Origin of the sequence: Streptomyces zaomyceticus, assembly GCF_014656215.1 — a bacterium.
Lineage (GTDB): Bacteria > Actinomycetota > Actinomycetes > Streptomycetales > Streptomycetaceae > Streptomyces > Streptomyces zaomyceticus.
In genome coordinates, this window is the sequence record NZ_BNBZ01000007.1 from 127,606 (window position 1) to 147,831 (window position 20,226).

Below are 20,226 nucleotides of genomic sequence, written 5' to 3' on the forward strand. Positions count from 1 at the left end.
CACGGCTCACGCTCCGGCGGCGGCGTTGGCGAGGGCGACGGCGACGATCGCCAGGACGACGGAGCCGGCGAGCAGGGCGCTGAGGTAGGTCTGCACATTGCCGGTCTGGGCGCGGCGGACGAGCCAGCCGAGTCCCTTGGCCGAGTTGCCCGCGGCCTGCACATAGGTGTCGACGACCTCGCGGTCCAGGAAGCGGACCAGGGAGGCGGCGGCGAGGACGGGCCGGACGAACGCCGCCCGGTAGACGGCGTCCAGGTGGAAGCCGTCGGCGGCGGGGCCGTGCAGCGGGCCGAGGAGGGCGCGGCCGGGGTCGGCCGGGTCCTCCGCGGGGTGCGGCAGACGCAGCGCCTCGGCCTCGACGAGACCCGCTTCGGCGTCCGGGTGGGCGACGTGCGGGGCGGCGGCGCCCACCGGGGTCCTGGCGGCCAGGGTGCGCCAGACCGCGTAGGTGATCACGGCTCCGGCGGCGGCGAGGCCCGTACCGAGGACGGCCGTGGTCAGGGTCGGGGTGAGGGCGTTCCCGTCGAACCAGTCGTCGAGGTACGTGACGGTCAGACCGAAGCCCAGGGAGGGGATCGCGAGCACCCACAGGACGGACGTCATCGCGAGGGGCTGACGGCCGTGGTCGGGGGCCTCCGCGCCCCGGCCGTGGAAGGTCCGCAGCCACAGGCGGAGCGCGTATGCGGCGGTCAGCAGCGCGGTCAGCAGACCGGCGACGAGGACGGTCCAGCCCGCCCCGGCGGGGGCGACCGTCCGGTCCCCGAGCGCGGTGTGCTCGGCGGCCACCAGCACGGCCTCCTTGGAGAAGAAGCCGGCGAACGGCGGGATCGCGGCGAGCGCGAGCAGGGCGACGGTCATCGTCCAGTACGCGTCCGGGATGCGCTTCGCGAGGCCGCTCATGCGGGACATGGCGGTCAGCGAGTTCGTACCCGCGGCGTGGATGACCGTACCGGCGGCGAGGAAGAGCAGCGCCTTGAACGCGGCGTGCGAGAGGAGGTGGAAGACGGCGGACCCGCGGTCGCCGACGGCGAGGGCACCGGCCATGTAGCCGAGCTGGCCGATCGTCGAATAGGCCAGGACCCGCTTGATGTCGTCCTGGGCGAGTGCGGCCAGCGCCGAGCCGACCATCGTGATCGCGGCCATCACGGCGAGCACCGTCATCGCGGCGGCGGACTCGGCGAAGACGGGCAGCAGCCGGGCCGTGAAGTAGATGCCGGCGGCGACCATCGTCGCCGCGTGGATGAGCGCGGAGACGGGGGTGGGACCGGCCATGGCGTCGGGGAGCCAGGTGTGCAGCGGGAACTGCGCCGACTTGCCCGCCACACCGGCGAGCAGCAGCAGCGCGATCAGGGTGGGGTGGTCGATGCCGCCGCTCGCGACGGCGCCGAGGACCCCCGTGATCCGGAAGGTGCCCGCGTCGGTGGCGAGCGCGAAGAGACCGATCAGGAAGGGGACGTCACCGAGCTTGGTGACGAGGAAGGCCTTCAGGGAGGCGGCCCGCGCCTCCGGGGTCTCCCAGTAGTGGCCGACGAGGAAGTACGAGCAGATGCCCATGATCTCCCAGCCGACCAGGAGCACCATCAGGTCGCCCGAGTAGACGACGAGCAGCATCGCGGAGGTGAAGAGGGAGACGAGCGCGGCGTACGAGGGGTAGCGCGGGTCCTCGCGGAGGTAGCCGGTCGAGTAGATCTGCACACAGGTGGCGACGACGCCGACCAGGACGGCGACGAGCGCGGCGAAGCCGTCGATGTACAGGGCCAGGTCGATGGGGACCGAGCCGGTGGGGGTGAGCTCGGTGGCGGCCTCGATCGCCTTCCCGCCGCCCTGGCGGACGGCCACGACCACGGCGAGGGCGGCGGCGGCGAGCGTCGGGAGTACGGCCAGCGGGCGGACGAAGCCGGGCGCGGTGCGGCCGAGCAGCAGTCCGGCGACGGCGCCGAGGAAGGGAAGGAGGGGGACGAGGACGGCGAGGGTCGTGGTGGTCACGCGGTGGCCTCGGCCTTCTCGCCGGTGGGCGTCTCGTCCGCGGACGCGTCGTCCGGGGAGTCCTGGGAATCCGGGCGCTCCGCCGTGTCGCGGAGGCGGTCGATGTCCGCGGTGCCCCTGTTGCGGTGCACCATCAGGACGATCGCCAGACCGATGCCGATCTCGGCCGCGGCGATGGCGATGGTGAAGAGGGTGAGGGCCTGGCCGGCGTGAAGGGTGTCGCGGAGCCAGACGTCGAAGGCGACCAGGTTGAGGTTGACGGCGTTGAGCATCAGCTCGACGGACATCAGGACCAGGATCGCGTTGCGGCGGGCGAGGACGCCGTACACGCCGACGGCGAAGAGGAGGGCGGCGAGGACGGCCGGGTAGGCGAGGTGCATCAGCGCCGCTCCTCGTTCTGGTCCGAGGGCTTCTTGCGGGAGAGCACGATCGCGCCGACCAGGGCCGCCAGGAGGAGGACGGACAGCGCCTCGAAGGGCAGCACCCAGTGGCGGAAGAGGCTCTCGCCCGAGACCTCGGTGGACCCCTGCACCGCTCCGTCCAGGTCGATCCACGTCGTACGGAACGCGTCGACGACGACCCAGACGAGCGCGGCCGCGGCGGCCAGGGCGACCGCGGCGGCGACCGGCTTGTTGCGGGAGTCGGCGTCCGGGGAGCGGCCGATGGGCGCCTTGGTGAGCATGAGCCCGAAGAGCAGGAGGACGACGACGGAACCGACGTAGATCAGGACCTGGACCCAGGCGATGAACTCGGCCGTCAGGAGCAGGTACTCGACGGCGAGCCCGCCCAGCGCCACGACCAGCCAGAGCGCGGCGTGGACCAGCTGGCGGGTGGTGACCGTGACGAGGGCGGCGCCGAGGGTCACGAGACCGACGAGGACGAAGGCGATCTCGACGCCGGTCGGCGAGAGGAAGCCGTGCTCCTCCGCCGCCCCGGCCGCCCGCACCGCCTGTGCCGCCGCTTGAGTTGTGTGTGCTGCCAGGATCACTGCTGCTCCCCCTCGGCGGGCCGGGCCTCGGCCTCGGCGGCCGCCGCCGCTTCCGCGGCCGCGGCGGTGGCGGCCTTCTCCGCCGCCTTGCGGGCCGCCGCGATCTCCTTCGGTTCCTCCGCGCGCGGATCGAGGGCGGGCGGCTCGGGAACCGTCCACATCCACTCGCGGAGCTTGTCGCGCTCGTGGGTGAGCTCGTGGATGTCGGTCTCCGCGTACTCGAACTCGGGCGACCAGAACAGCGCGTCGAACGGGCACACCTCGATGCAGATACCGCAGTACATGCAGAGCGAGAAGTCGATGGCGAACCGGTCGAGAACGTTCCGGCTGCGCTCGCGGCCGCCCGGCACCGCCGCCGGCACCGTCTCCTTGTGGGAGTCGATGTAGATGCACCAGTCGGGGCACTCACGGGCGCACAGCATGCAGACCGTGCAGTTCTCCTCGAACAGCCCGATCACCCCGCGCGTACGGGGCGGCAGCTCGGGCTGGACGTCCGGGTACTGCGCGGTGACGGTCTTCTTCGTCATCGTGCGGAGCGTGACGGCGAGGCCCTTGGCGAGGCCGGAGCCGGGGATGCCGGGCCGGGAGGGAGGGAGGAGGGGGGCCATTACTGGATCGCCACCTTCACGATGCCGGTGAGCGCGATCTGCGCGAGCGCGAGCGGGACGAGAGTCGTCCAGGCGAGCTTCTGGAGCTGGTCCTCACGCAGGCGCGGGTAGCTCACCCGCAGCCAGATCACGACGAACGCGAGGACCGCGGTCTTCAGGAGGGTCCAGACCCAGCCGAGCCCGTCCCCGCCGAAGGGGCCGTGCCAGCCGCCGAGGAACAGGACGGTGGTGAGACCGCACAGGACGACGATGCCGGCGTACTCGGCCAGCAGGAACAGCGCGAAACGGAGACCCGTGTACTCGGTGTACGCGCCGAAGATGATCTCCGAGTCGGCGACCGGCATGTCGAACGGCGGCCGCTGGAGCTCCGCCAGACCCGCCACGAAGAAGACGAGCGCGCCGACGATCTGCCAGGGCACCCACCACCACTCGAAGGCGTTCAGGATGCCCGGCAGGGACACCGTGCCGGCGGCCATCGCGACCGAGGCGGCGGCCAGCAGCATCGGGAGCTCGTACGCGAGGAGCTGGGCGGCGGTACGGAGACCACCGAGCAGCGAGAACTTGTTCGCGGACGCCCAGCCGGCCATGAGACTGCCGAGCACGCCGACGCCCATGACGGCGAGGACGAAGAAGATGCCCGCGTCGACGACCTGACCGACCGCGCCCTCGCTCGGCCCGATGGGGATCGCGACGAGCACGAGGAGATACGGCAGAAGGGCGACGGCCGGCGCGAGCTGGAAGACCCGCCGGTCGGCGTCCTTGGGGACCACGTCCTCCTTCTGCGCGAATTTCACCCCGTCGGCGACGAGCTGCGCCCAGCCGTGGAAGCCACCGGCGTACATCGGACCGAGACGGCCCTGCATATGAGCCATGACCTTGTGCTCGGTCTGCCCGACGACAAGCGGCAGAACGAGAAAGACGGCGAAGACGACGAGCAGCCGGAGGGCGACGTCGAGTACGTCGTTCACGCGGGATCGCCTCCGGCGGGGGTGGTGGGGTCGGTGTCGTCGGTGTCGGCGTCGCCCTGCGGGGCGGCGGGTCCGGGCTCCTGCCCTGCGGGCCGGGCGGCCGTCGCGGGACCGTCGTCCCCGCCATCGGGCCGCGCGGCCTCCGGCGACGCTTCCGGGGCCTTCGGCCCGGTGCCGGGCTGCGCCGGCTGCGGACCCACCGGCTTCGCCTCGGTCGAGGCGCCGGGCTTCGCCCCCGTGGCGGGAGTCGAAGCGCCGGGCTCGGCCTTCGTGGCGGGAGTCGTAGCGCCGGGCTCGGCCGCCGACGGCTCCGCCGGCGCGGTGCCGGAGCTGCCCGGCTCCGCCGGAGTGCCCGGCTTCGCCGGGGTCCGCGGGGTGGAGGGCTCCTCGTCGAAGGCCGGGCGGGCGTGGTGCCAGGGGGCGTCCGAGCTGCGCGTGCGCGGGGGCGTGGCCTCCGCGCGCGGCGCGGGGCCGTCCGGGGCCGCCTGGCTCGCCGAGCCTTCGGCGGCCGAGCGGGTGCGGCGCGGAGGGCGGCCCGCGGTGGGCGGGGTGGTCGTCGACCCGCCCGGCTCCTGGGCTGCGGCATCCGGCTCGGGAGCCGCGCCGGGCTCTGGGGACACCTGACTCGCCGAGCCGTCCGCCGCCGAACGGCTGCGGCGCGGCGGACGAGCCGCAGGTGCGGCAGCCTCACCCTCCGACTCGACGACCGGCTCGGGGGTCGCCTGGCTCGCCGAACCGTCCGCCGCCGAGCGACTACGGCGCGGCGGACGAGCCGCAGACCCCGAGGTCTCAGCCGTCTCCGCGCCGGGCTCCGGGGACACCTGGCTCGTCGAGCCGTCCGCCGCCGAGCGGCTGCGGCGTGGTGCGGGGGCCGTGGTCCCGGTGGGCTTCGTGGTCTCCGCGCCGGGCTCCGGGGGTGTCTGGCTCGCCGAGCCCTCGGAGGCCGTGCGGGTGCGGCGCGGCGTGGTCGGGGCCGGCGTCGGGGACTCCGGTCCGGTAGCCGAGCCCTCCGTCACCGAGCGGGCCCGGCGGACCGGGCGGTCGCCGGCCGCCGCGCGGGCGGGGCGGGTGGGCGCCGGGGGAAGCTGGCCCTTGAGGGGGCCCCATTCGTTGGGGTCCGGGACGCCGGGGGGCAGCATCTGCCGGCGCTTCGGGCCGCCGCCATCGTGGGACTCGCCCGGTTCCTTCGCTCCCGGCCACGCCTTGGCGACCCGCGCGGCGAGGACGAAGTCCTTGCGCAGCGGGTGGCCCTCGAAGTTCTCGGGGAGGAGCAGCGGCACCAGGTTCGGGTGGCCCGTGAAGACCACGCCGAACATCTCGTGGGTCTCCCGCTCGTGCCAGCCCGCGCCCGCGTACACCCCGAGCGCCGTCGGGAGGACGGGCTCGGAGTGCGGGACCGTCGTACGGACGAGGAGGCGACGCGGGCGGCCTTCCGCCAGGGCCACCACGTGGGCGCAGACACGGAAGCCCGTGCCGGGCTCGTCGACCGCGCTCAGCCAGTCGAAGTAGGTGCACCCGAGGGTGTCCCGGGCCGTTTCGAGGGCCGTGATCCAGGAGCCCGGCGGCACGTCGACCGTCAGCAGGTCGTACGCGTGCTCCGCCGTCGCCCCTTCGCCGAAGATCTCCGTCACGGCCCCGGGAAGGGAGTCGTACGTGGTCATGCCGTGCCTCCCGGCGGGGCCACCAGGGGGCTCGTGAGCTGCGAGACCGACGCGGCGGTCGCGTACCGCTCCGCCAGGCTCTCGCGCGCGATCTTCTCCTGGAGCTTGAGGATGCCCTGGAGCAGCGCTTCGGGGCGCGGCGGGCAGCCCGGCACGTACACGTCGACGGGGATGATCTGGTCGACGCCCTTGGTGACCGAGTACGAGTCCCAGTAGGGGCCGCCGCAGTTGGAGCAGGCGCCGAAGGAGATGACGTACTTCGGCTCCGGCATCTGCTCGTAGAGCCGCTTCACCGCCGGCGCCATCTTGTCGGTGACGGTGCCGGAGACGATCATCAGGTCGGCCTGTCGCGGGCCGGGCGCGAAGGGGATGACACCGAGGCGGATGAAGTCGTGCCGGGCCATCGACGCGGCGATGAACTCGATCGCGCAGCACGCGAGCCCGAAGTTGAAGACCCACAGGCTGTAGCGGCGGCCCCAGTTCAGGACCACCTTCATCGGCTCGGGCGCCAGACGGGCCAGCAGCCCCAGCTTCGGAGCGGGCACAGGATCCGGCAGAGCGGTCGGCTGGGCGGTCGGCCGGTCTGCGGGCAGGGGTGTTACGTCCATGCCAGGACGCCCTTCTTGTACGCGTAGAGCAGCCCCACGGCCAGGAAGCCGAGGAAGACGAACATCTCGACCAGGGTCGTGGCGCCGTAGCCGGGCGCGGCGAAGACCGTCGCCCAGGGGAAGAGGAAGATCGAGTCGACGGCGAAGATGACGTAGAGGAAGGCGTACACGTAGTAGCGGACCTGGGTGTGCGCCCAGCCCTCCCCCACGGGGTCGACACCGCACTCGTAGGTGAGGAGTTTCTCGGGCGTCGGCACGACGGGCCTCAGCAGCCGGCCCGCGCCGAACGCCACGGCGACGAAGAGCACGCCGACGACGGCGAGCAGGCCGACGACGGAGTACGTCTGGAAGTAGTCCGCCGCGTCGGCCGCGACAACGGTCGGTTCCCGCACGTCCGCCCCTCGGTCTCGTGTCTCATGAGTCACTTCTGTACGAACGCGAGTCTAGGCCCTGCTAAAGAGACCGTAAGCAGTCGCGCACGGGGTGCGTACGCGCGGTACGCCCCGGGAACGGACGCGGTCCGCGCGCGGTGCGCCGCCGGTGCGCCCGCGGTGCCGGTGGGGATATCCCCCCTGCCGCTCACCCACCTCCCCCATGGCGTCGCGCCGTCCCCGACCGGCAGTCTGGGGAACATGACCGCTGATCATGACTCCGTCGCCTTCTCCGGGAACCCCGGGGCCTCCGCGGCCTCCGCGGCTGCCGTGTCCGGCGGATCCGCCGGATCCGCCCTCGCCCCGCCTCCGCCGAAGCGCACCGCCTACGGGAAGGAGACCTGGAAGGAGATCGCCTTCCTCCTCTCCAATCTCTTCACCGCGCTGATCGGCTTCGTCTACGCGGTCGTGAGCGTGCTCCTCGGCGTCGGCCTGTCGGTCACCGTGATCGGCCTTCCCCTGCTCGCCCTCGGGCTGGGCGGCGCGCGCCTCGTCGGCCGGTCGGAGCGGGCGCGGGCCCGGGCGCTGCTCGGGCTCGAGATCGCCGAACCGTCCCCGCTGCCCGTACGCGGCGGTTTCTTCGGCTGGCTGTGGACCACGCTGAAGGACCCGGTGGCCTGGCGGACCCAGCTGTACGGGTTGATCCGGCTGCCCTGGGGGATCGTGACGTTCACGGTGGCCCTGGTCTCGCTCATCGTGCTCTGGCCCGTACTGCCCTTCATCGCCCGTGGTCTGGCGAGCGCCGACCGCGGCATGGTCCGGGGCCTGCTCTCGCCCTCGGACGAGCTGGAGCGGCGGATCGCCGAGCTGGAGTCGGACCGGGGTGTGGTCGTCGACACCGCCGCCGCCGACCTGCGGCGCATCGAACGCGACCTCCACGACGGGGCGCAGGCCCGGCTCGTCGCCCTCGCGATGGGCCTCGGCCTGGCGAAGGAGAAGCTCCTCGACGACCCCGAGACCGCCGCGGCGATGGTCGACGAGGCGCACGGCGAGGTGAAGCTCGCGCTTCAGGAGCTGCGGGACCTCGCCCGGGGCATCCACCCGGCGGTCCTCACCGACCGTGGGCTGAGCGCCGCCCTCTCGTCGGTCTCGGCGCGCTGCACGGTGCCGGTGAAGGTGACCGTGGAGCTCGCGGAGCGGCCGGCCGAGGCGATCGAGGGCATCGCGTACTTCACGGTGTCCGAACTGCTCCAGAACGTGTCCAAGCACTCCCGCGCCCGGTCCGCGTCCGTGGACGTGTGGCGGGCGGAGGACCGGCTGCTGCTCCAGGTCCGCGACGACGGGGCGGGCGGGGCGCGCTTCGACGGCGGCACGGGGCTCGCGGGGCTCGCGGAGCGGCTCGGGGCGGTGGACGGGCTGCTGGTCCTGGACTCGCCGGACGGCGGCCCGACGACGGTGACGGCGGAACTGCCGTGGCGCTCCCGCCCGGGCATGTGAGCCCCGGCGGCGGAAACGGCACGTGAGCCTGTCGGCAGCCGGGCGCGTGAGCTTGCCGGTGACCGGGCGCGTGAGCTGCCCGTACCCGCTGGGTCCCGTACTCCGTGGGCCCCGTACTCCGTGGGTCCCGTACCCCCTGGACTCCGTACCCCCTGGGTAGGGAAAACCCCCGCCCCCAGACGCCCACCTGCCTCATGGTCCGGCGGGGCGCGGGACGGAACCCTGGAACACGTACCGACCTCCCCCGACGACCGCACCTCCTGAGCAGAGAAGGACCCCCGCGATGGCCTCCCACCGACTCCCCGCCGCGATCCGCGCGCCGTTCGAGGCACGCACCTGGCGGGCCTTCCTCCACGTGCTGATCGGGCTGCCGCTGAGCGTCGTCTGGTTCGCGCTCTCCATCTCCTTCGTCTCGGCCGGCGCGGGGCTGCTCATCACCTTCCTCGGTGTGCCGATCCTGGCCGGCGCCCTCGCCATGTGCCGGGGCTTCGGCGCGGTCGAGCGGACCAGGGCGCGTGCGCTCCTCGGGCTCGACGTGCGGGCTCCCGAGCAGGTGCGGGGCAGGACCGGCGGGGCCTTCTCCTGGATGGGCGCCATGCTGAAGAGCGGGGCGTCCTGGCGGCACCTGCTGTACGCGGTCGTGCACATGCCGTGGGCGGTGTTCTCGTTCTCGGTGACGGTGGCGTTCTTCGCCTGGGGCTGGAGCCTCTTCACGTATCCGCTGTGGCAGTGGGTCTTCCCGATGTACGCGGGGCAGGCCGGACTCCAGCTGTACGGCGACGGGACGCACGACCTCTACCTGGACTCTTCCTTCGAGATCGCCGTCACCAGTGGGATCGGGCTGCTGTTCGTGATGGCCGGGCCCTGGCTGCTGCGCGGGTTCGTCGCCGTCGACCGGCTCCTGGTCTCGGGGCTGCTCGGCCCGTCCCGGCTCGCCTCCCGTGTCACCGAGCTGGAGTCGGACCGGGGTGTGGTCGTCGACACCGCCGCGGCCGACCTGCGGCGCATCGAGCGGGACCTGCACGACGGGGCGCAGGCCCGGCTGGCCGCGCTCGCCATGGATCTGGGGCTGGCGAAGGAGAAGCTCGCGGAGGACCCGCGGGCGGCGGCGGTGCTGGTCGACGAGGCGCACGGCGAGGTGAAGCTCGCGCTTCAGGAGCTGCGGGACCTCGCCCGGGGCATCCATCCTGCGGTCCTCACCGACCGTGGCCTGGACGCGGCGCTGTCCGCGATCGCCTCGCGGTGCGCGGTGCCGGTGTCGGTGTCGGTGGACCTGCCGGCGCGGCCGGTGCAGGCCATCGAGGGGATCGCGTACTTCACGGTCTCGGAGCTGCTCCAGAACGTGTCCAGGCACGCGCGGGCGCGGCGGGCCTGGGTGGATGTGTGGCGGACCGGGAACCGGCTGATGCTCCAGGTGCGGGACGACGGCGTCGGTGGGGCGGAGGCCGTGGCGGGACACGGGCTGTCCTCCCTCTCCGACCGGGTGGGGGCGGTGGACGGGGTGCTCGCGGTGGACTCGCCCACGGGTGGGCCCACGACCGTGACGGTGGAGCTGCCCTGGCGGGCGTAGCCGCGCCGGGGGTGGTCGCCCCGGGGCCTTCGGGCCTCGGGGCCTCTCCTCGTGCGCGCGGACCCTTGGCGCACGGGCCCTGGGGCACGCGGACCCTCGGGCGCGCGGACCCTCGGGCCGGGCGCGGCCCCGTTCGGCGCGTTGCCCGGAACAGGGTGGCCGCGGTGGCGGGGATGCCATGCTGGAGGCCTCAACGGGCAACAATCATGGGGGCTGTACGGCGTGGGTGCGGATCAAGGGGTCGGGCGCGTGCGGGTGGTCATCGCCGAGGATTCGGTGCTGTTGCGGGAGGGCCTGACCAGGCTTCTGACCGATCTGGGGCACGAGGTCGTCGCGGGTGTCGGGGACGGGGAGGCGCTCGTCGAGACCGTCGCGAAGCTCGCGGCGGAGGGTGCGCTGCCGGACGTCGTGGTCGCGGACGTGCGGATGCCGCCGACGCACACGGACGAGGGTGTCCGTGCGGCGGTGCGGCTGCGGAAGGAGCATCCGGGTCTCGGCGTCCTCGTGCTGTCGCAGTACGTGGAGGAGCAGTACGCCACCGAACTCCTGGCCGGTTCCAGCCGTGGTGTGGGGTATCTGCTGAAGGACCGGGTCGCGGAGGTCCGTGAGTTCGTGGACGCGGTCGTGCGGGTCGCCGGCGGCGGTACGGCGCTGGACCCGGAGGTCGTGCAGCAGCTGCTCGGCCGGAGCCGTCAGCAGGACGTGCTCGCGAATCTGACGCCGCGCGAGCGGGAGGTCCTGGGTCTGATGGCGGAGGGCCGGACGAACTCGGCGATCGCGAAAGCGCTGGTGGTGAGCGACGGCGCGGTGGAGAAGCACATCAGCAACATCTTCCTGAAGCTGGGCCTCTCGCCGAGTGACGGCGATCACCGGCGGGTACTGGCGGTGTTGACGTATCTGAAATCCTGACGATCTGACACTCTGTCAGATAGCACGGAGGCCGGGAGGGCGACCGTCGGCGCCCCGAAGGGCCCAGGACCGAGGGATGAGGCGGAATCCGACTTTCCGGAACACTCCGGGTGGCGACAGAACGTGACGATTCAGGGCAAGAGGGCGTCTCAAAAAGAGGTCCATGATGTGAGAAGTCCCGGGAGGGCCCCCCTTACCGTCGTAGGGTGGGCCTCGGGACGGACGGTGATCGGCCGACCGCATCCCGAGCCTTCTCCCGCCTCCGGCGGAGAGTCCCCTTGCCGCGAGGGAGGTCCAGTTCAGTGACCAGCCAGGTCAGTAGCGAGGCCGGTGAGGCCCTGCTCGGGGAGCAGCGCAGCGCCCCGGCGAAGCCCCACCACGGCACCGAGAAGGAAGTGCGCCGGCTCGACCGGGTGATCATCCGCTTCGCGGGTGACTCCGGTGACGGTATGCAGCTGACAGGTGACCGCTTCACCTCGGAGACGGCGTCCTTCGGGAACGACCTCTCCACGCTGCCGAACTTCCCGGCCGAGATCCGGGCACCCGCCGGAACCCTGCCGGGCGTCTCGTCCTTCCAGCTGCACTTCGCCGACCACGACATCCTGACCCCCGGCGACGCCCCGAACGTGCTGGTCGCGATGAACCCCGCCGCCCTGAAGGCCAACATCGGGGACGTACCGCGCGGCGGCGAGATCATCGTCAACACCGATGAATTCACCAAGCGCGCCATGGCCAAGGTCGGCTACGCGACCTCGCCCCTGGAGGACGGTTCGCTGGACGGCTACCGGGTCCACCCGGTGCCGCTGACCACGCTGACCGTCGAGGGCCTCAAGGACTTCGGTCTCTCCCGGAAGGAGGCCGAGCGCTCCAAGAACATGTTCGCGCTCGGGCTGCTGTCCTGGATGTACCACCGGCCGACCGAGGGCACCGAGACCTTCCTGCGGCAGAAGTTCGCGAAGAAGCCGCAGATCGCCGAGGCGAACATCGTCGCCTTCCGGGCGGGCTGGAACTTCGGCGAGACCACCGAGGACTTCGCCGTCTCCTACGAGATCGCCCCCGCGACCCGGGCCTTCCCCACCGGCACCTACCGGAACATCTCGGGGAACCTGGCCCTCTCGTACGGTCTGGTCGCCGCCTCCCGCCAGGCGGACCTGCCCCTCTACCTGGGCTCGTACCCGATCACGCCGGCCTCCGACATCCTCCACGAGCTCAGCAGGCACAAGAACTTCGGTGTCCGCACCTTCCAGGCCGAGGACGAGATCGCCGGCATCGGCGCGGCGCTCGGCGCGGCCTTCGGCGGCTCGCTCGCCGTGACGACGACCAGCGGCCCCGGTGTGGCGCTGAAGTCCGAGACGATCGGCCTCGCGGTCTCCCTGGAACTGCCGCTGCTCATCGTCGACATCCAGCGCGGCGGCCCGTCCACGGGACTGCCCACCAAGACCGAGCAGGCCGATCTCCTCCAGGCCATGTACGGCCGCAACGGCGAGGCCCCGGTACCGATCGTCGCCCCGCAGACGCCCGCCGACTGCTTCGACGCGGCGATCGAGGCGGCCCGGATCGCCCTCACGTACCGCACGCCCGTCTTCCTGCTCTCCGACGGCTACCTCGCCAACGGCTCCGAGCCCTGGCGCATCCCGGACGTCGAGGAGCTGCCCGACCTGCGGACCCTGTTCGCCACCGGTCCCAACCACGAACTGGCCGACGGCACCGAGGTCTTCTGGCCGTACAAGCGCGACCCGGAGACCCTCGCCCGCCCGTGGGCCGTACCCGGCACCCCCGGTCTCGAACACCGCATCGGCGGCATCGAGAAGCAGGACGGCACCGGCAACATCTCGTACGACCCCGCCAACCACGAGTTCATGGTCCGCACCCGGCAGGCCAAGATCGACGGCATCGACGTCCCCGACATCGAGGTCGACGACCCGGACGGCGCACGGACCCTGGTCCTCGGCTGGGGCTCCACCTACGGGCCGATCACGGCCGCCGTGCGCCGCATCCGCCGCGAGAACGGACACATCGCCCAGGCCCATCTGCGCCACCTCAACCCCTTCCCGAAGAACCTCGGCGAGGTCCTGAAGAGGTACGAGAAGGTCGTCGTCCCGGAGATGAACCTCGGCCAGCTCGCCACCCTCGTCCGGGCGAAGTACCTCGTCGACGCCCGCAGCCACACACAGGTCAACGGGATGCCGTTCAAGGCCGAGCAGCTCGCCGCCGCTCTCAAGGAGGCCATCGATGCCTGAGCCCCTCCTCCACCTGGTGCCCAAGGCCGAGGCCCAGCAGACGATGAAGGACTTCAAGTCCGACCAGGAGGTGCGGTGGTGCCCCGGCTGCGGTGATTACGCGGTCCTGGCCGCCGTCCAGGGCTTCATGCCCGAGCTCGGGCTGGCGAAGGAGAACATCGTCTTCGTCTCCGGCATCGGCTGCTCCTCCCGCTTCCCGTACTACATGAACACCTACGGGATGCACTCGATCCACGGCCGCGCCCCGGCCATCGCCACCGGCCTCGCCACCTCCCGCCGCGACCTGTCCGTCTGGGTCGTCACGGGCGACGGCGACGCGCTGTCCATCGGCGGCAACCACCTGATCCACGCCCTGCGCCGCAACGTCAACCTCAAGATCCTGCTGTTCAACAACCGGATCTACGGCCTCACCAAGGGCCAGTACTCGCCCACCTCCGAGGTCGGCAAGATCACCAAGTCGACACCGATGGGCTCGCTCGACGCGCCCTTCAACCCGGTGTCCCTCGCGCTCGGCGCGGAGGCCTCCTTCGTGGCCCGCACGGTCGACTCCGACCGCAAGCACCTCACCGAGGTGCTGCGGCAGGCCGCCGACCACAACGGCACGGCGCTCGTCGAGATCTACCAGAACTGCAACATCTTCAACGACGGCGCCTTCGAGGTCCTCAAGGACAAGGACCAGGCCAAGGAGGCGGTCATCCGCCTCGAACACGGGCAGCCGATCCGCTTCGGCGCCGAGAACGAGAAGGGCGTCGTCCGCGACCCGGCCACCGGCGACCTCCGGGTCGTCACGGTCACGGCGGAGAACGAGTCGCGGATCCTGGTCCACGACGCCCACGCCGCCACCCCCACCACGGCGTTCGCCCTCTCCCGCCTCGCGGACCCGGACACCCTCCACCAGACCCCCATCGGGGTGTTCCGGTCGGTGGACCGCCCGGTGTACGACACGTTGATGGCGGATCAGCTGGAGACGGCGGTGGAGCAGCACGGCAAGGGCGACCTGGGCCAGCTGCTGGCGGGGAACGACACATGGACGGTCGTCGGCTGACGCCCGTCCGCGCGGTCAGTCGCGTTTCGCTGCCTCGGTGTACGGACCGAGGCAGCGGGGCTTTCCGGACGTGATCCGCCAGAGGGTCAGCCCTTGCAGGACGGTCGTCGAGTTCTGGCTGGCCCTGGAGTGGTAGGACCTCGCCACCCCCTGGTACGTCTTGTGCTCCTCCATGAACGCGTACGACATCGCCGCGCCCGGGTACTTCGCGTTCCTCTCGACGGCGGTACGCAGCGCCTGCACCGTCCAGTACACGGCGTCGTACGACTCCACCGCGAACCGGTCGACCGGGTCCGTGACCGCGAGCCGCCAGCGCCTGCGGTACGCGGCCGCGAACTCCTTCGCGGCCGGGACCGTATCGGGGTCGGTGTAGCCCGCCCCGAAGTACCAGCCCTCGGCCGCCGCACCCGCCACGGTGAGGAACTCCGGCTGGAGCGCGGGCTCGACGCTTCCGCGCGGGCCCTCGTATCCCTGCCGCAGCAGCGCCTTGGCGCACAGGGCGGCCCGGCGCGGCGACTTCCCCAGGTACATCACGCCCGTCGGGGAGGTGGCGAGCGCGGCCCGGACCGCCGGGCCGAAGTCCTCGCTGTCCGCCGCGACCCGGTGCACGGTGACCGTGCCGCCGGCAGGCGGCGAGTCCTTCAGATTGCGGGCGGCGAGCCAGCTGTAGGTGCCGGCCGCCCGGTCCTCGATGACGGCGGTGCGGCCCAGACCGTGCTCGGTCAGGTAGCGGCCGAAGGGCGCCGACATCACATCGGGGTAGGGCCGCACCTCGAAGTAGGTGCGGGCCGGCGTCTGGCCCCGGATCACCCCGTCCGCGACCGACGGCACCACGCCGAGCACCGGCACCCTGGCATCGACGAGCGCGTTCGCCGCCCCGACGGCCGTCTCGGTGGTCGTCGGGCCGAGGACGGCGACCAGGGCCGGGTCCCGGAGGAGGGTGCGGGCCCCGGCGGCGGCCCGCTCGGGGGCTCCCCCGTCGTCCGTCACCTTGAGGATCAGGTCGAAGGGCCGGTCCGCGCGGGCGTTGAAGGTCTCCGCGGCGAGGCGCAGTCCGCGTTCCTGGGCGCGCCCGTCCGCCTTGCCGGGGCCGCTGAGATCGGTGAGGACACCGAGCGTGTACGCCGCTTTGGGCGCCCCCGTACCGCCGCCGGTGCCGCCGCCCGGTCCGGTGCCTTGGTCGCGGCCGAGCAGCCAGGCGGTGAGGCCGCCCGTGCCCGCGACGGCCCCGGCCGCTCCGAGCACCAGAAGACGGCGCCGCGAAGTCCCCTGCGTCTCGCCGGGGTTGAGGACGGTCGGATCGGCGACAGGCAGGTCCAGGACCCGCGAGGAGCGCTGGGCGATCAGGGCGGGCAGACCGGTCGGCAGCCAGTCGCCCGCCGCCGGGCCCTCGTGCGGGCCGAGGGCGTCCCGTACCTCGACGGTGCCCGGCCGGTCGGCGGCGTCCTTGGCGAGACAGGCCTCGACCAGGGGCAGCAGCGGCCCGGGCAGGCCGTCGAGGTCGGGCTCCTCGTGGACGGTGCGGTAGACGACCGAGGCCACCCCGCCCGTGCCGAAGGGGCGGCGTCCGGTCAGCGCGTACGCGAGGACGCAGCCGAGCGAGAAGACGTCGCTGGCCGGTCCGACCTCCCCGGCGCCCGCGACCCGGGCCTGTTCGGGGGCGAGGAAGCCGGGGGTGCCGATCATGGCGTCGGTGGCCGTGAGCGCGGTCGCCCCGGCGGTCCTGGCGATGCCGAAGTCGATCAGCCGGGGCCCGTCGAGGGCGAGCAGCACGTTCCCGGGCTTGACGTCCCGGTGGACGAGCCCGGCCGTGTGCATGTCGGCGAGGGCGTCGGCGAGTCGCGCGCCGAGCGCCCGCACGGTCGGCTCGGGCAGGGCGCCGTGCAGGGCGACGGCCTCGGCGAGCGAGGGCCCGGGCACGTACTCGGTCGCGAGCCACGGCTCGCGGGCCTCCGGATCGGCGCCGAGGACGCGGACGACCCAGCGGCCGGTGATCCTCTCGGCGGCCCGCGCCTCGCGGCGGAACCGCTCCCGGAAGCCGGGGTCGGTGGCGTGCTCGGCCCGGATGAGCTTGAGCGCGGCGAGCGCACCGCCGGCGGAACGGGCGAGGTAGACCACGCCCATGCCGCCGGCGCCGAGCCGCCCGAGCAGCCGGTAGCCGGCGATCGAGGAGGGATCGGCCTTCTTGAGTGGCTGCACGCTCAGGCCTTCTTGGGCTTCTTGGGCTTGTTGGGTTCCGCGGGCGCGGGACCCAGGAACTTGTAGGCCCCGTTCTGCACGCCGTAGAGGAAGGTGCCCATACCTCTGAGCTCGCCGTTGTCGGCGAACGAGTAACCGCCCATGGCCCCGGTGTACTCCTGCTTGCGCAGCGCCTCCCACAGGCCCTTGCGGGTGAGCGGGCCCTTGGCGGCGTTCGAGGAGAGCCAGGACGTGACCAGGTTGACCACGTCGAAGGACTCGCCGGTGTAGAAGGCGGGGGTGGTGCCGTAGCGCTTGCGGTGGGCGTCGAGGAAGTCCTGGGCGGCCTTGCGGTCGGCCGCCTTCTGCTTGGTGTCGGCGGCCCGCTGGACGGGGTCGACGACGGGCGCGCAGACGTACCAGCCCTCGGCGGCGGTCCCGGCCTCCTTCAGGAATTCCGACCCGAAGACGTGCTGGCCGGCGAACCGGGGCCCGGTGAAGCCGAGTTGCGTCAGGGCGCGGGCGGCGAGCACGGCCGTGGAGCGGAGACCGCAGTGGACGTACGCGTCGATGCCGGCGTCGACCATCTCGCCGATGACCCGGCGGTAGTCGGTGACCCCGGCCGGGACCACTCGGAAGTGCGGCTCGATGCCGGCGTACCGGAACCCGAAGCGGGCGCCGGCGGTGCACTGCCAGCCGTACTGGTCGTCGGAGCGTTCCTGGAGGACTCCCGGGCGCCGGATCTGCGGCAGCAGCGTGGCGGACCAGGCGAGGTAGGTGCCCGCCAGGATGTGGTTCGGGACGGCGCGGAGGACGGTCGTGTTCCGCGAGGAGCCGGCGTCTTCGCGCAGGGTGAAGAGGTTGTAGCCCGCCGAGGTGGTGAGGAGCGGCATGCCGGCCTCCTCGAAGGCGGGCAGCGCGGTGACGCCGGTGGCGTCGGAGGTGGGGCCGAGGGTGGCGATCACGGTGGGGTCGGAGGTGAGCCGACGGGCGGCGGCGAGGGCGCCGGCGACCTCCCCGCGGTCGTCGGAGACCTTGAGTTCGAGGGTGAAGGGCTTGCCCTTGTGCGCGGCGTTGAACAGCTCGACGGCGAGCCGGGCACCGCGCTCCTGGGCCCGGCCGATCTCCCGGGCGGGCCCGGAGAGGTCGGCGAGGACGCCGATGGCCCAGGTGTTCCGGGGCTTCGGCGCGGGGTGCTTCGCGTCGGTGTCGTCCCGCCCGGAGTCCCACAGGGCGTACCCGCCGCCGCCCGCCGCGAGCACCGCGGCACCGGCGCCGAGCAGCAGGAAGCCGCGCCTGCTGGGCCGGGCCGGGGCGGCGGCGTCCGTGCCGTGCGCGGTCGGGTCGATGTCGGGTAGGGCCAGCATGGCCGTCGAGCGGGTGGCGATGGTGGTGACGACGGGTGCGGGCAGCCAGTCGGAGGGGGCGCCGGGGGTGTCCTCGGTGAGCCGGGCGGCGATCTCCTCGGCGGTGGGGCGTGCGGCCGGTTCCTTGGCGAGGCACTGCCGTACGAGGTCGAGCAGCGGCTCCGGTACGCCGGCGAGGTCGGGCTCGTCGTGCACGGTCCGGTAGAGGAGGGCGTCCACGGCGCCCCTCCCGAACGGCGGGCGGCCGGTGGTCGCGAAGGCGAGCAGACAGCCGAGGGCGAAGACGTCTGAGGCGGGGCCGATCTCGGCGGCGCGGGCCTCGGCCTGTTCGGGGGCGAGGAAGCCGGGCGTGCCGACGATCATGTCGGCCGAGGTCAGCCCGGTCTCCCCGGTGGCACGGGCGATGCCGAAGTCGATCAGCCGGGGGCCGTCGACGGCGAGCAGGATGTTGCCGGGCTTCACGTCGCGGTGGACGATCCCGGCCGCGTGGACGGCGGCGAGCGCGCGGGCGACGGCGCCGCCGAGGATCCGTACGCTCCGCTCGGGCAGCGGACCGTGGGCGAGAACGGCCTCGCCGAGGGACGGGCCCGGCACGAAGGCGGTGGCCATCCACGGCTCGGGGGCGTCGGGATCGGCGCCGGTCACGGGGACGGCCCAGGGGCTGACGACCCGGCGGGCGGCCTCGACCTCGCGGCGGAAGCGGGCCCGGAAGTCGGCCTGGTCGGCCTGGTCGGCGTGGGTGACCTTGACGGCGGCGAGCTCGCCGCTGTCGGTGCGGCCGAGGTAGACGACGCCCATGCCGCCGGCGCCGAGGCGGCCCAGGAGGCGGTAGCCGGCGATCGACGAGGGGTCGGAGGGCAGGAGCGCCTGGAGGGCGCCGGGCTGGGGGCCGGGCTGGGCCATCGGGCTCATGACTGGGCTCCCCACTGCTTCTTGACGCGGTCCTGCATGATGACGTTGGCCCGGACCTGGGCGTCGGTGATGTTCGCCTCGGTGTAGCCGGGGGCTCCCTTGATGACGGTGGCGAAGCTGACCTGCCCGATGCGGGTCTGGAACCAGGTGTAGAACTGCGGTTTCTCGAAGGCGTCGTTGAGGTACGAGCCGCGCTCGACGATGAGGTCGTCCGTGGTGGAGTGTTCGTCGTAAGGGGGGCTGACCGACGTGAGGCCGCTGATGCGTTCGCCCTCGCTCAGCCGCTGGTCGGTGCAGCGCAGCGCCTCCTCCAGGGTCTCGGCCATCTCCCAGCCGGCGTCGGACCCGGTGCGGTGGATGGTGACGGTGGCGGCGACGCGCACGACTCCCTTGCCTCCCGCGGCCGGGATCTCGCTGTAGGAGGTGACGCTGTAGAGGACGGAGCCCGGCAGGCTGCCCGCTTCCCAGGTGCATTGCTCGTCGAGGACCGGCCAGGAGCCGGGGGCGCTGAGGAACGGGCTGCGCTCGACGTACTCGGGCCCCCAGGCGTCCGGCCCCGCCACGACGGCGAGTGCCAGCCGTTTCGCCTCGGCCGCGGTGCGCGGGGCCTTCTTCGGGTCCAGGGTGACGACCCGTCCGCTCGCTGTCGGGGACGGGGTCGGGGTCCCGGACGCGCTGGTGCTCGGTGTGCTTCGGGGCGGTTTCCCGTCGCCCCCGCCGTCTCCCGGCGAACAGGCCGCCAGGAGTGCCATGCCCGCCGCCACCACGGCACCGGTGCGCAGCGCTCTTCCGTACGTGTCCCTCACGATTCCCCCACGGTCGCTCACACGATCCCCCGGTCGGTGAAGGAGATCGTACGGCTCCGTGGATCAACCGGGCGGGGCTACAACGTCATTGGGACGCTTCTCGCACGGTGTCGTAACGCACACGCGCCTTCTCCACCTCGTCGAGACTGCTCGCGGTCCACCGGGCGAGCTCCCAGACCTGGCGGGCGGCCTCCTCGCCGAGTCCGGTGAGGCTGTAGTCGACGCGGGGCGGGATGACGGGCTTGGCGTCGCGGTGGACGAAGCCGTCGCGCTCCAGGGTCTGGAGGGTCTGGGTGAGCATCTTCTCGCTGACGCCGCCGACCGCGCGGCGCAGCTCGCTGAAGCGGTACGAGCGCTCCCGCAGGGCGATGAGGATGAGGACGCCCCAGCGGCTGGTGACGTGCTCCAGGACGCGGCGCTCCGGGCACATGGCGTCCGCCACGACGGTCCCCGGCAGGTCGTGCGGCACTTTGTCACTTACTCCCATACCAGTACCTTACTTCAAAGTGGGT

At 72.7% G+C, this 20,226-nt stretch carries 17 protein-coding genes; 5 read left to right on the top strand and 12 right to left on the bottom strand.

All coding sequences use genetic code 11. The features are described from left to right. Window positions 1–6: 6 nt before the first annotated feature. Genes IE311_RS12420 through IE311_RS12455 form a run of 8 tightly spaced genes read right to left on the bottom strand, consistent with a single transcriptional unit; the run spans window position 7 to window position 7,211 of the window. Entirely contained in the window at window positions 7–1,986 is a 1,980-nt protein-coding gene (locus IE311_RS12420) for an NADH-quinone oxidoreductase subunit 5 family protein (protein ID WP_189831676.1), read from the bottom strand. After that, entirely contained in the window at window positions 1,983–2,366 is a 384-nt protein-coding gene (nuoK, locus tag IE311_RS12425; RefSeq protein WP_189831677.1) for an NADH-quinone oxidoreductase subunit NuoK, read from the bottom strand. Before nuoK ends, IE311_RS12420 begins: the two co-directional genes overlap by 4 nt. Then, window positions 2,366–2,968, bottom strand: a complete 603-nt coding sequence (locus IE311_RS12430; protein ID WP_189831795.1) for an NADH-quinone oxidoreductase subunit J family protein — start codon at window positions 2,966–2,968, stop codon at window positions 2,366–2,368. The genes nuoK and IE311_RS12430 overlap by 1 nt, the downstream gene beginning before the upstream one ends. Before the next feature lie 2 nt (window positions 2,969–2,970). Next, a complete protein-coding gene (locus IE311_RS12435; protein WP_189831678.1) occupies window positions 2,971–3,582 on the bottom strand; it encodes a NuoI/complex I 23 kDa subunit family protein in 612 nt (203 codons plus the stop codon). Then, complete coding sequence (locus IE311_RS12440) at window positions 3,582–4,550, bottom strand: complex I subunit 1/NuoH family protein (RefSeq protein WP_055599902.1); 969 nt, start codon at window positions 4,548–4,550, stop codon at window positions 3,582–3,584. The genes IE311_RS12435 and IE311_RS12440 overlap by 1 nt, the downstream gene beginning before the upstream one ends. Then, complete coding sequence (locus IE311_RS12445) at window positions 4,547–6,211, bottom strand: NADH-quinone oxidoreductase subunit C (RefSeq protein ID WP_189831679.1); 1,665 nt, start codon at window positions 6,209–6,211, stop codon at window positions 4,547–4,549. Before IE311_RS12445 ends, IE311_RS12440 begins: the two co-directional genes overlap by 4 nt. Continuing rightward, complete coding sequence (locus IE311_RS12450) at window positions 6,208–6,819, bottom strand: NADH-quinone oxidoreductase subunit B (RefSeq protein WP_189831680.1); 612 nt, start codon at window positions 6,817–6,819, stop codon at window positions 6,208–6,210. The genes IE311_RS12445 and IE311_RS12450 overlap by 4 nt, the downstream gene beginning before the upstream one ends. Continuing rightward, window positions 6,810–7,211, bottom strand: a complete 402-nt coding sequence (locus tag IE311_RS12455) for an NADH-quinone oxidoreductase subunit A (protein ID WP_030208884.1) — start codon at window positions 7,209–7,211, stop codon at window positions 6,810–6,812. The genes IE311_RS12450 and IE311_RS12455 overlap by 10 nt, the downstream gene beginning before the upstream one ends. 240 nt (window positions 7,212–7,451) lie before the next feature. On the opposite strand from IE311_RS12455, the gene IE311_RS12460 reads away from it, so the two are divergent. From IE311_RS12460 to IE311_RS12480, 5 genes are all read left to right on the top strand, one after another. After that, window positions 7,452–8,687 carry a sensor histidine kinase gene (locus tag IE311_RS12460; RefSeq protein WP_229901871.1) on the top strand — a complete coding sequence of 412 codons (1,236 nt, stop codon included), beginning with the start codon at window positions 7,452–7,454 and terminating at the stop codon, window positions 8,685–8,687. Window positions 8,688–8,970: 283 nt separating this feature from the next. Then, complete coding sequence (locus IE311_RS12465; RefSeq protein WP_189831681.1) at window positions 8,971–10,257, top strand: sensor histidine kinase; 1,287 nt, start codon at window positions 8,971–8,973, stop codon at window positions 10,255–10,257. A 249-nt stretch (window positions 10,258–10,506) separates the two neighbouring features. Continuing rightward, window positions 10,507–11,166 (top strand): response regulator transcription factor, encoded by a 660-nt coding sequence (locus IE311_RS12470; RefSeq protein WP_189831682.1) that lies wholly within the window; start codon window positions 10,507–10,509, stop codon window positions 11,164–11,166. 302 nt (window positions 11,167–11,468) lie between these two features. Further along, a complete protein-coding gene (locus IE311_RS12475) occupies window positions 11,469–13,406 on the top strand; it encodes a 2-oxoacid:acceptor oxidoreductase subunit alpha (protein ID WP_189831683.1) in 1,938 nt (645 codons plus the stop codon). Then, window positions 13,399–14,451 carry a 2-oxoacid:ferredoxin oxidoreductase subunit beta gene (locus IE311_RS12480; RefSeq protein WP_189831684.1) on the top strand — a complete coding sequence of 351 codons (1,053 nt, stop codon included), beginning with the start codon at window positions 13,399–13,401 and terminating at the stop codon, window positions 14,449–14,451. Before IE311_RS12475 ends, IE311_RS12480 begins: the two co-directional genes overlap by 8 nt. A gap of 15 nt (window positions 14,452–14,466) precedes the next feature. On the opposite strand, the gene IE311_RS12485 is transcribed toward IE311_RS12480, so the two are convergent. The 4 genes from IE311_RS12485 to IE311_RS12500 all read right to left on the bottom strand — a co-directional run bounded on the left by IE311_RS12485 (window position 14,467) and on the right by IE311_RS12500 (window position 20,201). Continuing rightward, window positions 14,467–16,650, bottom strand: a complete 2,184-nt coding sequence (locus tag IE311_RS12485) for a bifunctional serine/threonine-protein kinase/ABC transporter substrate-binding protein (RefSeq protein WP_189831685.1) — start codon at window positions 16,648–16,650, stop codon at window positions 14,467–14,469. Window positions 16,651–16,652: 2 nt separating this feature from the next. Continuing rightward, on the bottom strand, window positions 16,653–18,908 hold the full coding sequence (locus tag IE311_RS12490) for a bifunctional serine/threonine-protein kinase/ABC transporter substrate-binding protein (protein ID WP_189831686.1): 2,256 nt from the start codon (window positions 18,906–18,908) through the stop codon (window positions 16,653–16,655). Continuing rightward, window positions 18,905–19,714 (bottom strand): hypothetical protein, encoded by an 810-nt coding sequence (locus tag IE311_RS12495; RefSeq protein WP_229901872.1) that lies wholly within the window; start codon window positions 19,712–19,714, stop codon window positions 18,905–18,907. The genes IE311_RS12490 and IE311_RS12495 overlap by 4 nt, the downstream gene beginning before the upstream one ends. A gap of 85 nt (window positions 19,715–19,799) precedes the next feature. Beyond that, on the bottom strand, window positions 19,800–20,201 hold the full coding sequence (locus tag IE311_RS12500; RefSeq protein ID WP_229901873.1) for a winged helix-turn-helix transcriptional regulator: 402 nt from the start codon (window positions 20,199–20,201) through the stop codon (window positions 19,800–19,802). Between the last annotated feature and the right edge of the window lie 25 nt (window positions 20,202–20,226).

What these genes read in the sequence shown, in the direction of transcription:
- nuoK (WP_189831677.1), bottom strand. Translation starts at nt 2,366, where the DNA reads ATGCACCTCGCCTACCCGGCCGTCCTCGCCGCCCTCCTCTTCGCCGTC.
- IE311_RS12435 (WP_189831678.1), bottom strand. Translation starts at nt 3,582, where the DNA reads ATGGCCCCCCTCCTCCCTCCCTCCCGGCCCGGCATCCCCGGCTCCGGC.
- IE311_RS12445 (WP_189831679.1), bottom strand. Translation starts at nt 6,211, where the DNA reads ATGACCACGTACGACTCCCTTCCCGGGGCCGTGACGGAGATCTTCGGC.
- IE311_RS12450 (WP_189831680.1), bottom strand. Translation starts at nt 6,819, where the DNA reads ATGGACGTAACACCCCTGCCCGCAGACCGGCCGACCGCCCAGCCGACC.
- IE311_RS12460 (WP_229901871.1), top strand. Translation starts at nt 7,452, where the DNA reads ATGACCGCTGATCATGACTCCGTCGCCTTCTCCGGGAACCCCGGGGCC.
- IE311_RS12465 (WP_189831681.1), top strand. Translation starts at nt 8,971, where the DNA reads ATGGCCTCCCACCGACTCCCCGCCGCGATCCGCGCGCCGTTCGAGGCA.
- IE311_RS12480 (WP_189831684.1), top strand. Translation starts at nt 13,399, where the DNA reads ATGCCTGAGCCCCTCCTCCACCTGGTGCCCAAGGCCGAGGCCCAGCAG.
- IE311_RS12490 (WP_189831686.1), bottom strand. Translation starts at nt 18,908, where the DNA reads ATGAGCCCGATGGCCCAGCCCGGCCCCCAGCCCGGCGCCCTCCAGGCG.
- IE311_RS12500 (WP_229901873.1), bottom strand. Translation starts at nt 20,201, where the DNA reads ATGGGAGTAAGTGACAAAGTGCCGCACGACCTGCCGGGGACCGTCGTG.